The organism is Pseudomonas sp. NPDC090592, assembly GCF_044769185.1.
Taxonomy (GTDB): Bacteria; Pseudomonadota; Gammaproteobacteria; order Pseudomonadales; family Pseudomonadaceae; genus Aquipseudomonas.
This window is the reverse complement of the sequence record NZ_JBIVXJ010000038.1, coordinates 29636-44918: the sequence shown is the minus strand read 5'-3', so window position 1 is coordinate 44918 and position 15283 is coordinate 29636. Positions and strand designations below refer to the sequence as shown.

Here is a 15283-nt window from a genome sequence, read left to right as displayed (position 1 = left end):
GGCAAGCCCGCTCCCACAGGTTTAGCGTCGCCTGTAGGCGCGGGTTGGCCTGCGAATGGCCCGACACGATCATTCAATGGAAAATGAAGGTTCGCCCATGTCCGAGTACACGCTGCATTGCTTCGCCGAATCCGGCAACGCCTACAAGGCTGCGCTCATGCTTGAACTCACCGGCCAGGACTGGCAACCGGTATTCGTCGACTTTTTCCATGGCCAGACCCGCGAGCAAACCTGGCGTGACGAGGTGAACGAGCAGGGCGAGGTGCCGGTGCTGGAACACGCGGGCAAAACCTTCACCCAGTCTGCGCTGATCCTGGATTACCTTGCCGAACAGACCGGCCAGTTCGGCCCGCGTGATGAAGACGAAAAACGCGAGATCTGGCGCTGGATGCTGTTCGACAACCACAAGTTCACCAGTTATTACGCCGCGCTGCGTTTTCTGTTCTGCCTGAAAAACACCGGCGAAACGGACGTGACCCGGTTTTTGCGTGAGCGTGCCACGGCGGCCTACCGCATTGTCGATGCGCACCTGGCGAAGGCGCCGTTCATGGTCGGTGGCCGGCTGACCATCGCTGACCTGTCGCTGGCGGGCTACGTGTTCATGCCGGAGGACACCGGCATTGCCCTGGCCGACTTCACCCATATCGAGGCATGGAAGGCGCGGATCCAGGCGCTGCCGGGGTGGAAGCATCCGTATGACCTGATGCCTCGTGCAGGTGATCGGCACTGACAGAGGATTGACCTGTGGCGGCCTCTTCGCGGGCTCGCCCGCTCCCACAGGCACAGCGCCACATTTGAAGTCGGCGCGGTACCTGTGGGAGCGGGCGAGCCCGCGAAGAGGCCGCCACAGGTTTAACTGGAATCAGATCGACAATCGCACCACCCGGTTATCCAGCACCTGCTGTTCCTGCCCGCGCCGCTTGTTCACCACCAGTTCGCCAATGGCGATCAGCCGCGTGCGTGTGATGTTGCGCGACAACCCCAGCAACTGCGCGGTATGCACCTGGTTGTAGTGGCAGAACCGGTAGGCCGAGCGCAGCAGGGCATTTTCCACTTTCTGGTACAGGTCGCCCGGCTGCTCCTCGTACAGCCGGCTGAATGCCCGCTGCAACAAGTCGTCCACGGCATTGCCCGCCGGTTCTTCCTCTTGTCGCTCGATGCGCAGGTTGGACAAGCGCAGGTCCTGCGCCTGCACCGTACCGTCGCCGCAGGTGAGCAAGCTGTGGTGAATCACGTTCTCCAGTTCGCGGATATTGCCCGGCCAGCTGTACTCCACCAGTTTGGCCTGGGCCTTGGGGCTCAGCTCCACCGGCCCGTAGCCCAGCCGGTCGCTGTAGCTGCGGATGAAGTGCCGGGCCAGCGGCAGGATATCGCCCGGGCGGTCACGCAGCGGGTGCAGCTGCACGGTCACCACGTTCAGCCGGTAGTACAGGTCTTCGCGGAAATGCCCGGCGTTGATGGCCTTTTCCAGCTGTACGTTGGTCGCCGCCAGCACCCGCACGTTGATCGGGATGCTCTTGCGCGAGCCCAGCCGCACCACTTCGCGCTCTTGCAGCACGCGCAGCAGCTTGACCTGGATCGGCAGGGGCAGGTCGCCGATTTCGTCGAGGAACAGCGTGCCGCCGTTGGCCTCCTCGAACCATCCGGCCTTGGCCGCCAGGGCGCCGGTGAAGGCGCCTTTTTCATGGCCGAACAGCTCGGCTTCTACCAACGACTCGGAAAACGCCCCGCAGTTGACCGCCACGAACGGCCCGTTGCGCCGGCCGCTGAGGTTGTGGATGTGGCGTGCGACCAGCTCCTTGCCCGTGCCGGTTTCGCCAATGATCAGGACGCTGGCCTCGCTGGGGGCGACCTGTTGCAAGTGGGCGAGCAGCGCCTGCGACCTGGGGTCTTCGAAGACCTGTGCGGTCGCCCTGATCGAGGTAGCCAGTGCCGGTGACGGGGGGAGGGTCAGCAGTTGCATGGGCAATCCTCAGGAATAGAAGGATGGTGCAGGGCGCTTGTCGTTGAGGGCCCACTCGCCAAGTTCGTGGATGCGGTAGTCCACCGGGTCGTGCAGGGTTTGCGTGCGCAGGTTGCGCCAATGGCGGTCGAAACGCAGCGAGGCATGGGTGGCGCGAGCGCCGGTGACCTCGAACAGGCGGTTGCAGATGTCCAGGCCGTGGCGGCTGGCAGCGACCTTGGCGGTACCGATGGCCAGGGCCAGGTCGCCACGCTCCTCCGCGGTGAGGGCGTGTTCCTTGGCCCAGGCGGCATCCAGCTGGCGCGCGGCCCGTTCGATCAGCAGGCGTACGCTTTCCAGGCCGAGCCAGAACTCGCCGTAATGGCGCAGCACGTAAGGGTCTTCGGCACTGCTGGCGGCGCTGGAACGGAACCACGGCCGGCTTTCCTTCAGGGTGTACTGGCGGGCCTCGTCGAAGGCGCCCTCGGCAATGCCGAGGAACAGGTTGGCGAAGTGCAACTGGGCAATCAGCGGGCGCAGCGCGGCGAACGGTGTGCTCAAGGGGCCCGGGTCGAGCAGCAGTTCATTGTGCTCTACCCGTACCCGTTCGAAGGTGGCGCTGCCGCTGTCGGTCTGGCGTTGGCCGATGTTGTTCCAGTCGCTGTGCAGGCTGATGCCGGTGCGGCCACTGGGGATGGCGGCAATCAGCAGTTTGCCGCCAGCACGTTCGTCCACCGCCGAGGCAATCAGCATTTCCGAGTCGCTGGCGCCGGAGCAGAAGCTTTTCTTGCCCGAAAACTCGCACCAGCCGTCGAAGTGCTTGACCACGGTGCGGGTGTCCAGCGGGTTCAGGGCATTGCCCCAGAACCACTGTTTGCGGGCGGTCTGTTCGAACCACGGTTGCCACTGGTCCGGGCGCGAGAACAGGCGCACGGTGGCCAGCATCAGGTGGTGGAAGCCGAAGACATGGGCAATGGAACTGTCGACCCGGGCGAATTCGCGCACCACTGCGAAGGTGTCGTACCAGTTGGCGCCCTGGCCGCCGAAGGCCTGCGGGATCGTCAGCGACAGCAGGCCGCTGTCACGCAGGGCATCACGCTCGGCTTTCGGGGTGCCGCCGCGTTCATCGCGCTCGACGGCGGTGTGGGCAAACTGCCCGGCCAGTTCACGGGCGATGGCCAGGGCCGGGCGCAAGGGGGTATTCACAGGTGCATTCATGGCCGCTCCTCAGGCGCTTTTACGCAGCGCGTGATGGGCGCCGAACAGTGGCACGGCACGTTCGGCGGCCAGGCGGATACGGGCAGCGAGTGCATCGCTGGACACGCGGTAGTCGGCCAGCTCTGCCTGGCTGGCGAACACGCCGATGGGCAGGGTCAGGGCTTGCAGGAAGCTGAACAGCGGGCGCAGTTGGTGGTCGAGGACCAGTGCATGGCGTTCGCTGCCGCCGGTGGCGGCGAGCAATACCGGGGTGTCGACCAGGGCGTCCTGGCCGATCAGGTCGAACAGGTGCTTGAAGTGGCCGGTGAAGCTGCCACGGTACACGGGGGTGGTGACCACCAGCAGGTCGGCCTTTTCCACCAGGCGCAGTTGCTGTTCGACGGTGTCGGGCAGTTCGCTGCGCCACAGGGCGCTGCCCAGTGGGCGGGCGATGTCGCCCAGTTCGATCAGGTGCGGCTTGATGTGCAGGTGCTCGGCCAGTTCGGCGAGGATCGCTTCGGTCAGGGCCAGGGTGCGCGATGGGCGGGAGGTGCCGCCAGACAGGGCTACGACGTTCAGTGGGGTGCTCATGGGCAGAGTCTCCGGTTCGGGTGAGCGGGGGACTTTGCTTGAGCAATCGTCGTGCCGGGTTTTAATGTTCTTTTGAATCAACAGGTTGGTGAATTCAAAGACGTGCGCCGCTGTTGCCGTGTGGGCGTTACCTGTTGATTGGGTGTTGCGCTACGAACAGTTGGCCAAGTGTTGGCGGCTGTGCAGTGGGGGCAGTTATAGAGGATTATTTTCTACCAAAAAAAGAATAAGAAATTATATTCTTATTCTTTTTTATCGAAAGGCTGCCGTTTTACCGGTGCCGACAATGCCCTGCACGAATGTCACCAGTTGCTCCCTGGCGGTCATGACTGTTCCCCATTGGGCCTGGCCGCACAGCAAGCCCAGCACCGCGTGGGCAATCGAGTGTGCACGCGGTGCCGGCAGGCCGCACTCGGCGGCGACGATGTCGCTGAGTAACCCGCTGTATTCAGCTTTCAGCTGTTCAACCTGCAACAGTTGGTCTTCGTTCAGGTTCATGGCCTCTCGCGTCAGCAACACCAGTTTGTCCGGGTTGGCCTGGCTGTAGGTCACAAAGGCCTGCACAAAACAGGGCAAGCGTTCACTGGTGGCGCGGGCGCCTTTGAGGCATTGTCGGGTTTCATACAGCAGGTCGGTCAGGCTCGACTCGATCAGTTCGAACAGCAGCCCCTGTTTGCTCTCGATGTGGTGATACAGCGAGCCGGCGCGCAGGCCCAGGTGGCTGGCCAGGTCGCGCAACCCGATCGCCTGGTAGCCATGGCTGGCAAACAACGCACTGGCCGCATCCAGCAAGCGGTCCCGGGCATGCGGGGTGGGTACGGGCGAAAGGCTGGAGGCGGGCATGGAAGCACCTGTCGGCGAATTGATATTTGACCAAATGTAAGACAACAGGCATCTTACGTAAAGACTCAATCGCGGAGGTGTTTTGTGGATAATCAAACGGTGGTGATCGTAGGTGGTGCCTCGGGTCTGGGCCTGGAAACAGCCAGGCTGATGGTGAAGCGTGGCGCCGGCAAGATCGGCCTGATCGACCGAAACGAGCAATTGTTGGCACAAGCGGCAGAAGAACTTCGCGGGCACGGCGTCGAGGTGGCGATTGCGGTGGGTGACATTGCCCGCAGGGATACCGCTCACGCAGCCTTCGCCCAGATCGTCGAAGGCCTGGGCCGGGTGCATTGCCTGGTCAACAGTGCGGCCATCTACCCGCGCCAGGACATCTTCGAGATCAGCGACGAAGAGTGGGACCTGGAAAACGCCGTCAACATCAAGGGCACTTATCACATGATGGTTGCTGCGGTGCGCCACATGCAGCAGTACGCCGCCGCCCCTGCGGTAACCGGGCGTATCGTCAACGTCACGTCGGTGGATGCCTTCAAGGCCCACCCGCAAAACGCCCACTATGCAGCGACCAAGGCGGCGGTGGTCAGCCTGACCAAGTCCTTCGCCCAGGCCTGCGCCAAGGACCAGATCCTGGTCAACTCGGTGGCACCGGCCGGTTTCGCCACCGAGCGCGCCAAGCAACTGGGCTTCCTGGGCGAGCTGGCAGCGGCCAACCCTCTGGGTCGCGCCGCAGAGCCGGCGGAAATTGCCGAATGGATCGTGATGATGGGCAGCAGCCGCAACAGCTACGCCACGGGCGAAAACGTGATTGTCAGCGGGGGTTACATCTATGCCTGAAGTCGCATTCCCCGAGGGCTACCAGCGCGCGCTGGTGACCGGGGCTACCAGCGGTATCGGCGAGGCTATCGTGCTGGCGCTGCGCAATGCCGGCCTGCAGGTGATTGCCGTGGGGCGCAGCCCCGAAGCCCTGGCCGAGCTTGCCAGCGAGCCGGGCGTGACCACCTTGCAGGCGGATGTGCGTGACTACCGGTCGTTGAGCGCCGCGCTGGAAGGGCAGACGATTGATGTGCTGGTCAACAACGCGGGCATCCTTTCAACCCGTGCTGCGTTCCAGGATATCGACGAGGCCGAGATCGACAACATGCTCGACATCAACCTCAAGGCGCCGCTGCACCTGGCGCGGCAAGTATTGCCGGGCATGGTCGGGCGGGGCAGGGGGCACTTGTTTTTCATCGGCTCCAGCGCCGGCCGCGCGCCGCACCCGGGGGCTGCGGTGTATGGCGCCTCCAAGGCTGGTGTGAGCCTGTTCTGTGATGCGTTGCGCTGTGACCTGCTGGGCAGCGGCGTGCGGGTAACCGAAATTGCCCCTGGCCGGGTGCAGACCCAGCTCTACAAGAGTGCGATGGGCATGCAGGCGGCGGGTAGCGAACTGTATGACGGCTATGAGTCGATCCAGCCGGAGGATATTGCCGAGCTGTTGCTGGCGGCGTTGAAGATGCCGCGGCAGGTGGATGTGTCGCGACTGGAAGTGTTCCCCACGGCGCAGGCGGTGGGTGGCGGGCGGATGGTCAAGACCGCTGGTTGACCGGTTGCCTGTGCTGGCCCTTTCGCGGGCTCGCCCGCTCCCACAGGGTCAGCACAGCTCCTGAGCGTTGCGCTGTACCTGTGGGAGCGGGCGAGCCCGCGAAAGGGCCAGCACGGGAAACGCCAATATCAGCAAATAGGTGCTTGACCACCTGTAAGACAACATATAACTTACATGAAGACCGTTTCCGTAGGTCGAAACAACTACAAAGCATTGCAGGGGATATGACGATGACTGCGACATCATGCCGGGTCGGCGTGGACATAGGCGGCACTTTCACCGATATCGCGCTGGACGTGGACGGCGTGCTGCACTCCACCAAAATCCTGACCGACTACGAGCTGCCTGAGCGGGCCATCCTCACCGGCGTACGCCAGGTGGTAGAGCAGGCCGGCCTGGCGCTTTCCGACATCGATCAGCTGATCCATGGCACCACCCTGGCCACCAACGCCCTGATCGAGCGCCGTGGCGCACGCACCGCCTTCATTACTACCGAGGGTTTCCGTGACACCCTCGAAATGCGCACCGAGAACCGTTTCGAGCAGTACGACATCAATATCGTCCTGCCACCGCCGCTGATCGACCGCGAAAACCGCTTCACCTTGCGTGAGCGCCTGGACGTCAAGGGCCGTGTACTGATCGCCCCTGCGCAGGCCGAGATCGATGCCCTGGTCGAGCGCATCGCCGAAGGCAACTACGAGAGCGTCGCCATCGGCTTCATCCATAGCTACGTCAACGGTGCCCATGAGCGCCAGTTGCGTGATGCCCTGCAGGCACGCCTGCCAAACCTGTCGATCTCGATTTCCAGCGAAGTCTCGCCGCAGATGCGCGAGTTCGAGCGCTTCAATACCGTATGCGCCAACGCCTACGTCAAGCCGCTGATCAAGTCCTACCTGGACCGCCTGGTGGTGACCTTGAAGCAAGAAGGCGCCGATTGCCCGGTGTTCATGATTCACTCCGGCGGCGGCATCATCTCGGTGCAAAGCGCTGCCGAGTTCCCGGTGCGCCTGGTTGAGTCCGGCCCGGCGGGTGGCGCGATCTTTGCCGCTGACATCGCTCGCCGTTACCAGTTGGAAAACGTGCTGTCGTTCGACATGGGCGGCACCACGGCGAAAATCTGCCTGATCGAAGACCAGGTGCCGAAAACCGCTAAAACCTTCGAAGTGGCCCGTACCTATCGCTTCAAGAAGGGCAGCGGCATGCCGATTTCCATCCCGGTGGTGGAAATGGTCGAGATCGGTGCCGGTGGCGGTTCGATTGCCAGCATCGACAGCATGCGCCAGATTCGTGTCGGCCCGCACAGTGCCGCCTCCGAGCCAGGCCCTGCGTGCTACGGCCGTGGTGGCCTGGAACCGACCATTACCGACGCCAACCTGCTGCTCGGCCGCCTCGATGCCGACAACTTCGCCGGTGGTGCGCTGCGCCTGTCCACGGAAAATGGCGCCAGCGCCATGGCCCGGGTCATTGGCCAACCGCTAGGCATGCAAGCGGATACCGCCGCCTTCGGCGTGTGCGAAGTGGTCGACGAAAACATGGCCAACGCCGGCCGCGTGCACGCAGTGGAAAGCGGCAAGGACATCGCCGACTACACCATGATCACCTTCGGGGGTGGCGGCCCGCTGCATGCCGCACGGCTGTGCGAAAAGATGGGTGTTTCGCGGTTCATCGTACCGGCCGGTGCCGGTGTGGGTTCGGCCATCGGCTTCCTGCGCGCGCCGTTCGGCTACGAAGCCGTGCGCAGCGCCTTTGTACGCCTGTCGGAGTTCGATGCCGCGGCGGTAAACGCGCTGATTGAAGAGATGAAAGCGGAGTCGCTGGGCTTCCTGCGCCAGGGCATGCCTGAAGGTGAGCCAGAAATGGACTGCACCGCATTCATGCGCTATGTCGGCCAGGGTTGGGAAATCCCCGTGGCGTTGCCGTTCAAGGCCTTCACCGCTGCCGATACCGTGCAGTTCAAGGCATTGTTCGAAGAGGCCTACACCCGCTTCTTTGGCCGCCCGATCGAAGGCCCGGACATCGAGATCGTCAGCTGGTCGGTGCGCGCCAGTTCGCCGCTGCCGCCCGTGGAACGCATCGAAACCGTCGGTGCTGTCTACCGCTCGCAGGAAGTGGCTCGCCGCCAGGTGTTCGACGTGGCTGCCGGCGGTTTCGTCGACGCCGGTATCCACCCGCGCGAAGAACTGCAGGTCGGTGCCCGTGTCGACGGCCCGGCGATCATCGTCGAGCGCGAAACCTCGACCTTCGTCACCTCCAACTTCACCGCCACGGTCCAGCCAGACGGCTGCCTGCTGGTTGTGCGCCGCTAACGCCTGAATTCGGAAGAGCTGAACATGAGCGATACGTTGATCGACATTCAAATGCAGGTGATGTGGAACCGCTTGGTCTCGGTGGTCGAAGAACAGGCCCTGACCCTGATCCGCACTGCCTTCTCCACCAGCGTGCGCGAGGCCGGCGACCTGTCGGCCGGCGTCTTCGACCGCGCCGGCAACATGCTGGCCCAAGCGGTCACCGGCACCCCCGGCCACGTCAACACCATGGCCGAAGCCGTGGTGCACTTCATCAAGGACATCGGCGAAGACAATATCTTCGAAGGTGACGTGTACGTGACCAACGACCCGTGGAAGGGTACCGGCCACTTGCACGACATCACCATTGTTTCGCCGTCTTTCTACAAGGGCAAGCAGATCGGCTACTTCGCCAGTACCGCCCACGTGGTCGACATCGGTGGCCGTGGCTTTGGCCCGGATGCCCGCGAGGTCTACGAAGAAGGCCTGTTCATCCCGATCATGAAGCTGTTCGAGCGTGGCAACCTCAACCGCGACCTGATCAACATCCTGCGCAACAACGTGCGTGAGAATGACCGGGTGGTGGGTGACTTCTATGCCCTGTCGGCCTGTAACGAGACCGGCCACAAGCGCCTGCTGGACATGCTCGAAGAGTTCCAGCTGGACGACCTGGAGCACATCGGCGGGTTTATCCTCGAGCACAGCCGCCGCGCCACCCTGGAATGCTTCAAGTCGCTGCCGCACGGCACCTACAGCAACAGCATGACCCTCGACGGCTATGACGTGCCGGTCACCCTGGCGGTGACCATCACCGTTGGCCCGGACGGCATCCAGAGCGACTTCACCGGTACGTCGGGCATGAGCCAGTTCGGCATCAACGTGCCATTGGGCTACGCCAAGGCCTATGCCTGCTATGGCCTCAAGTGCATCGTTGCGCCAGAGATCCCGAACAACACTGCATCCTTGGCACCGTTCGAGGTGACTGCACCCGAAGGCTGCATCCTCAATGCCAAGCACCCGGCGCCGGTGTCGGTGCGCCATGTGCTCGGTCACTTCGTGCCTGACCTGGTACTCGGTGCGCTGCACAAGTGCCTGCCAGGCAAGGTGCCAGCCGAGGGTGCCAGCGCCCTGTGGAACCTGCACCTGAGCGTGCGCCCGCTGGAAAGCAACCCCAATGGCCGCAACGCCGAAATGCTGATGTTCAACAGCGGCGGCATGGGCGCGCGTTCGGCGATGGACGGCCTGAGCGCTACTGCGTTCCCGAGCGGTGTGCACACCATGCCGGTGGAAGCGACCGAGCACGCCGGCCCTGTAGTGGTCTGGCGCAAGGAGCTGCGTGAAGGTTCCGGTGGTGCCGGCCAGCTACGCGGCGGCCTGGGCCAGGAAATCGAAGTGTCGGCCAGCGAAGGCTACAGCTTCCGCTTCAGTGCCATGTTCGACCGTATCCAGTACCCGGCCCGTGGCCTGGAAGGCGGCCAGGAGGGTGCCGAAGGCTTCGTCGGCCTGGACGACGGCAGCGTGCTGCGCGGCAAGGGCCAGCAGTTCGTGCCGGCGGAGCGCCGCCTGGTGCTGCGCCTGCCGGGTGGCGGTGGTTATGGCGACCCGCGTCAGCGTGACCGCCAGCTGGTCGAGCGCGACCTGCGCTACGGCTACATCAGCGCCGAGCAGGCGCGTGCCGACTACGGCTTCGAAGCCGCCAAGGAGCGTTGAGCGATGGACGTGCAAAGCAGCCGCGTCAAAGCGGTAAAAAGTTCGCCGAGCATGGCCGTGTCGGTGCTGGCCAAGCAAATGCTGGCCAAGGGTGAGCCAGTCATCAACCTGGCGCTTGGCGAGCCGGACTACAACGTTCCGGCCCACGTGATCGAGGCTGCGTACCAGGCCATGCTGGCGGGCAACAACCACTACACCGCGCCCAACGGCATGGAGAGCCTGCGCCAGGCGATCGTCGACAAGTTCGCCCGGGAGAACGACCTGGCCTATGGCCTGGACGAGATCTGCGTAGGTAACGGCGCCAAGCAACTGTTGTTCAACGCCTTCCTGGCCACCCTGGAAGCAGGCGATGAAGTGATCACCCCGGCGCCGTACTGGGTGTCGTACACCGACATGGCAATGCTCAACGGCGGTGTGCCGGTGGTTATCCCGTGCGGTGCCGAGCAGGGTTTCAAGGTCACCCCGGAGCAACTGGAGGCCGCCATCACCCCGCGTACGCGCTGGGTGATGCTGAACTCGCCGAACAACCCGAGCGGGGCGATCTTCACCCGTGAAGAGTTTGCAGCCCTGGGCAAGGTGCTGGAGCGCCACCCCAATGTGCTGGTGATCTCGGACGAGATCTACGAGCACATCGTGCTCGGCGACCAGCCGTTCGTGTCGTTCGTCACGGCGTGCCCGCAGTTGCGCGAGCGCACGCTGCTGATCAACGGGGTGTCCAAGGCCTACGCCATGACCGGCTACCGCCTGGGTTACGCAGCAGGGCCGAAAGACCTGATCGTGGCCATGAACAAGACCCAGTCGCAAACCACCACGTGCCCGTCGAGCATCTCGCAGTTGGCGGCGGTGGCGGCACTGAACGGCCCGCAGGACTTCGTGCGCGATGCCAGCCGGGAGTACCAGGCGCGTGGCGCCCTGGTAGTAGACGGCCTGGCGAAGATCCCGGGCCTGAAGCTGCAGATGCCGCAGGGTGCGTTCTATGCCTTCCCTGAGGTCAGTGCCTTCATTGGCAAGCGCACGCCAGACGGGCAGGTGATCAGCAATGACACCGAGCTGTCGGCCTACCTGTTGCGCGAGGGCAAGGTAGCCACCGTGCCAGGTTCGGCGTTCGGTGTGGAGCCTTACGTGCGCCTGTCCTTCGCCACCTCGCGCCAGGAACTGGAACAGGCACTGGGCCAGCTGCGCGACGCGTTCGCAGCGCTGGCCTGATCAAACGAATTGAATAGAGGTAGACCATGAGCAAGCCATTCAAACGCCTGCTGATCACCGGCGCCGCCGGGCGCCTGGGCAGCGTGCTGCGCAAGCATCTGGCCCAGTTCGCCGACGAACTGCGCCTGACCGACATCGCCGACCTGGGTCACGCTGCGCCGCACGAAGAATTGATCCGTTGCGACCTGGGCAACTTCGCGGACGTGCTGCCGCTGACCGAAGGCGTGGATGCCATCGTGCATGCCGGTGGCGTGCCGGTTGAAGACACCTTCGAGAAGATCCTCAACGGCAACATCGTCGGCACCTACAACATCTACGAAGCGGCCCGTCGCAACGGCGTGAAGCGGGTGGTGTACACCAGCTCCAACCACGCCATCGGCTTTTACGACCGCACCGAAACCATCGATGCCAGCGCTGCGCATAGGCCAGACAGCCTGTACGGCGTCAGCAAGTGCTTTGCCGAGGACCTGGGCCGTTACTACTGGGACAAGTTCGCCATCGAGTCGGTGAACCTGCGCATCGGTTCGTCGTTCCCTGAGCCGCTGGACCGCCGCATGCTCGCCACCTGGCTGTCGTTCGACGACTTCGCCCAGCTCACCGAGCGCTCGCTGCTGGCGCCGCGGGTCGGGCACATGGTGGTGTACGGCATGTCCGATAACCGCGAAAGCCTGTGGGACAACCGCCTGGCGTCGTCGATTGGCTATGTGCCCAAAGATAGCGCTGACGATTATCGCGAAAAGGTCCTGGCCGAGCATCCGCCGCTTGACCCGAACGAGCCGGCCGCACGCTACCACGGCGGCAACTTCGCCGGCGCCGGTCATTTCGAAGACCCGAAATGACCTGTTCCGGCCCTATCGCCGGCAAGCCAGCTCCCACAGGTACGGCGCGAGGCCTGAGCTGTGTGCAATACCTGTGGGAGCTGGCTTGCCGGCGATGAGGCCGGTACAGGCAAATCTGCATTTTGTGATCAGCGCAACATCAGAAGAGAGCTAACTCCATGGCTTCCACCGCAAAACAACAGAATTACGATGTGGTGATCGTCGGCGGCGCAGTCAACGGCAGCGCCACCGCCTACTTCCTGGCCAACAACCCGGACTTCAAAGGCTCGCTGTTGGTCATCGAGCGCGACTGGACCTACAACAAGTCGGCCACCGCGCTTTCAAGCAGCTCGATCCGCCAGCAGTTCTCCAACCCGATCAACATCGAAATCTCGAAGTTCGGCGCCGAATTCGTGCGCAACTTCCCCGACCTGATGGAAGTGGAGGGCGATCGCCCGGACCTGGCCTTCCACGAGAACGGCTACCTGTTCCTGGGCGACAACAAGGGTTACGAAGTGCTGCGCCGCCTGCACGACACCCAGGTGTCGCATGGCGCCGATGTGCACTTGCTGGACCCTGAGCAGCTCAAGCGCAAGTTCCCTTGGGTGAACATCGACACGTTGGCTGGCGCCAGCTACGGGCAGACCGGCGAAGGCTGGTTCGACAGCCTTGGCATGCTCAACGGCTTCCGCCGCAAGGCACGTTCGATGGGCATCGAGTACATCGAAAACGAAGTGGTCGCCATCCAGCGTGAAGGCGACCGCATTACCGGCGTGCAACTGGCCAGTGGCGAACGCATCGGCTGCGGCATGCTGGTCAACTGTGCCGGCACCCGTGGCACCAAGGTCGCGCGCATGGCTGGCCTGGATATCCCGGTCGAGCCACGGCGCCGTTCGCTGTTCGTGTTCGACTGCCGTACACCGCTGGAAGGCACCGTGCCGCTGACCATCGACCCGACCGGCGTGTTCTTCCGCCCTGAGGGCAAGTTCTACCTGGGCGGCACCTACCCCAAGCATGACCCGGAAGTGGACTTCGAGGATTTCGACGTGATGCACGACGAGTTCGACGAAGAAGTCTGGCCGATCCTCGCCGAGCGGGTGCCGGCGTTCGAGGGCATCAAGGTGGTCAACTTCTGGGCCGGGCATTACGACTTCTGCGTGCTGGACCACAACGCCATCGTCGGCCCGCACAACGAAGTCGGCAACTTCCTGTTCTGCAACGGCTTCAGTGGCCATGGCCTGCAGCAGGCGCCGGCCATCGGCCGCGGCCTGTCCGAGCTGATCACCTACGGTGGCTACCGTTCGCTGGACCTGGGTGCGCTGTCCTATCAGCGAGTCATCGACAACAAGCCGTTCCTGGAAGACTCGGTCATCTGACCGCGCGCCTGAAGGAGAATAACAATGAGCAACAACACAGCGGTACGCAGCGGCGGGCAGGTCCTGGTCGATGCTTTGCGGGTCAACGGTGTAGAGCGTGCCTTCTGCGTGCCGGGCGAAAGCTACCTGGCGGTGCTCGATGCGCTGCACGACGTGCAGGATGAGATCGACCTGATCGTCTGCCGCCAGGAAGGTGGTGCAGCCTACATGGCCGAGGCCTACGGCAAGCTGACCGGCAAGCCGGGTATCTGCATGGTCACCCGCGGCCCGGGTGCGACCAACGCCTCGGTGGGCGTGCACACGGCGTTCCAGGACTCCACGCCGATGATCCTGTTCATCGGCCAGGTGGCCCGCGACCAGATCGAGCGCGAAGCCTTTCAGGAGGTGGACTACCGCCGCATGTTCGGCCAGATGGCCAAATGGGTGGTGCAGATCGACGATGCCGCGCGCATTCCAGAGCTGGTCAACCAGGCCTTCCAGCGTGCCATCAGCGGCCGCCCGGGCCCGGTGGTGGTGGCGCTGCCTGAAGACATGCTGACCGACCTGGTGCAGGTACCTGATGCCCGCCCGGCCAAGCGCGTCGAGGCGGCACCGGCGCCTGAAGCCCTGGGCGAGCTGCAGCAATTGCTGGCCAAGGCCGAGCGGCCGCTGGTGGTTGCTGGTGGCGGCGGCTGGACGGCCGAGGCCGTGGCCGACCTGAAGGCGTTCGTGCATACCCAGAACCTGCCGCTGGCTGCCTCGTTCCGCTGCCAGGACCTGTTCGACAACACCGACCCGCACTACGCCGGTGACCTGGGCCTGGCAGCCGGCCCGGTACTGGTGGAGGCAGTCAGGCAGTCCGACCTGCTGATCGTGGTTGGCGCACGCCTTGGCGAGATGACCACCGGTGGTTACGCCCTGGTCGATATCCCGACGCCGAAGCAGGCGCTGGTGCACGTGCATGCCAGTGCCGAAGAAATCGGCCGGGTCTACCAGCCGACCCTCGGCATCAACGCAGGCCCCGGTAGCTTCCTGCGCCAGGCCAACATCCTCGGCCCGGTGCGCCCGCAGGCTTTCGAGGACTGGACTGCCAGCCTGAACAGCGGCTACCGCGGCAATTTCGACACCCCGCGCTCGCCGGGTGACGTGCAGATGAGCGAAGTGATCGCCTGGCTGAACAGCAACCTGCCGGCCGACAGTATCCTCACCTGCGGTGCGGGCAACTACACCGGTTGGGTACACCGTGGCTACCAGCACCGCGTGTTCCGCACGCTGCTCGGGCCTACCAACGGCTCGATGGGGTATGGCGTGCCGGCGGCAGTGGCGGCCAAGCTCACCTACCCGCAGCGAACCGTACTGGCCTTTGCCGGTGATGGTTGCTTCCTGATGAATGGCCAGGAGTTGGCTACTGCGGCGCACTACGATGCGCGGGTCATCACCATTGTGGTCAACAACGGTATGTACGGCACCATCCGTATGCACCAGGAGAAAACCTACCCAGGCCGTGTTTCGGGTACCGAGCTGCACAACCCCGACTTCGCTGCCCTGGCGCGGGCCTACGGGCTGCATGGTGAAACGGTGACCCGTACCGAAGATTTCGTTGCCGCCTTCGAGCGCTGCCAGGCGTCCGGCAAGCCGGCGCTGATCGAAATCCAGGTCGATCCCGAGGCCCTTACCCCGCGCATGACCCTCAGCCAGATCCGCGACAAGGCCCTGCAGGCCAAGCGCTGATTTCACCTCAGGTGGGGCGCGGT

General features: G+C 63.9%; 13 protein-coding genes. 9 read left to right on the top strand and 4 right to left on the bottom strand.

The window, feature by feature from the left end:
* Positions 1-97 precede the first annotated feature (97 nt).
* Positions 98-730: a glutathione S-transferase family protein gene (locus tag ACIQUI_RS25260; protein ID WP_403203372.1), complete on the top strand. Its 633-nt coding sequence runs from the start codon at positions 98-100 to the stop codon at positions 728-730.
* Between the two features lie 132 nt (positions 731-862).
* On the opposite strand, the gene sfnR is transcribed toward ACIQUI_RS25260, so the two are convergent.
* The 4 genes from sfnR to ACIQUI_RS25240 form a co-directional block, all read right to left on the bottom strand.
* Positions 863-1963 carry a sigma54-dependent transcriptional activator SfnR gene (gene sfnR / locus ACIQUI_RS25255; protein ID WP_403203371.1) on the bottom strand — a complete coding sequence of 367 codons (1101 nt, stop codon included), beginning with the start codon at positions 1961-1963 and terminating at the stop codon, positions 863-865.
* Positions 1964-1972: 9 nt separating this feature from the next.
* Entirely contained in the window at positions 1973-3160 is a 1188-nt protein-coding gene (locus tag ACIQUI_RS25250) for an acyl-CoA dehydrogenase family protein (RefSeq protein ID WP_403203370.1), read from the bottom strand.
* A 9-nt stretch (positions 3161-3169) separates the two neighbouring features.
* Positions 3170-3730: an FMN reductase gene (gene msuE, locus ACIQUI_RS25245; protein WP_016711107.1), complete on the bottom strand. Its 561-nt coding sequence runs from the start codon at positions 3728-3730 to the stop codon at positions 3170-3172.
* 252 nt (positions 3731-3982) lie between these two features.
* Positions 3983-4573: a TetR/AcrR family transcriptional regulator gene (locus ACIQUI_RS25240; RefSeq protein WP_403203369.1), complete on the bottom strand. Its 591-nt coding sequence runs from the start codon at positions 4571-4573 to the stop codon at positions 3983-3985.
* An 84-nt stretch (positions 4574-4657) separates the two neighbouring features.
* On the opposite strand from ACIQUI_RS25240, the gene ACIQUI_RS25235 reads away from it, so the two are divergent.
* The 8 genes from ACIQUI_RS25235 (at position 4658) to ACIQUI_RS25200 (ending at position 15260) form a co-directional block, all read left to right on the top strand.
* Positions 4658-5407 (top strand): SDR family NAD(P)-dependent oxidoreductase, encoded by a 750-nt coding sequence (locus ACIQUI_RS25235; protein WP_403203368.1) that lies wholly within the window; start codon positions 4658-4660, stop codon positions 5405-5407.
* The gene (locus tag ACIQUI_RS25230; protein WP_403203367.1) at positions 5400-6155 is read left to right on the top strand and encodes an SDR family oxidoreductase; all 756 of its coding nucleotides are present in this window, start codon (positions 5400-5402) and stop codon (positions 6153-6155) included. The genes ACIQUI_RS25235 and ACIQUI_RS25230 overlap by 8 nt, the downstream gene beginning before the upstream one ends.
* Positions 6156-6385: 230 nt before the next feature.
* Positions 6386-8461: a hydantoinase/oxoprolinase family protein gene (locus tag ACIQUI_RS25225; RefSeq protein ID WP_403203366.1), complete on the top strand. Its 2076-nt coding sequence runs from the start codon at positions 6386-6388 to the stop codon at positions 8459-8461.
* A 24-nt stretch (positions 8462-8485) separates the two neighbouring features.
* On the top strand, positions 8486-10150 hold the full coding sequence (locus tag ACIQUI_RS25220; protein ID WP_403203365.1) for a hydantoinase B/oxoprolinase family protein: 1665 nt from the start codon (positions 8486-8488) through the stop codon (positions 10148-10150).
* A 3-nt stretch (positions 10151-10153) separates the two neighbouring features.
* On the top strand, positions 10154-11356 hold the full coding sequence (locus ACIQUI_RS25215) for a pyridoxal phosphate-dependent aminotransferase (protein WP_403203364.1): 1203 nt from the start codon (positions 10154-10156) through the stop codon (positions 11354-11356).
* 26 nt (positions 11357-11382) lie between these two features.
* The gene (locus ACIQUI_RS25210; protein WP_403203363.1) at positions 11383-12195 is read left to right on the top strand and encodes an NAD-dependent epimerase/dehydratase family protein; all 813 of its coding nucleotides are present in this window, start codon (positions 11383-11385) and stop codon (positions 12193-12195) included.
* Between the two features lie 158 nt (positions 12196-12353).
* Positions 12354-13550, top strand: a complete 1197-nt coding sequence (locus ACIQUI_RS25205) for an FAD-dependent oxidoreductase (RefSeq protein ID WP_391129855.1) — start codon at positions 12354-12356, stop codon at positions 13548-13550.
* A gap of 24 nt (positions 13551-13574) precedes the next feature.
* The gene (locus tag ACIQUI_RS25200; RefSeq protein ID WP_403203362.1) at positions 13575-15260 is read left to right on the top strand and encodes a thiamine pyrophosphate-binding protein; all 1686 of its coding nucleotides are present in this window, start codon (positions 13575-13577) and stop codon (positions 15258-15260) included.
* The last annotated feature ends 23 nt before the right edge of the window (positions 15261-15283 follow it).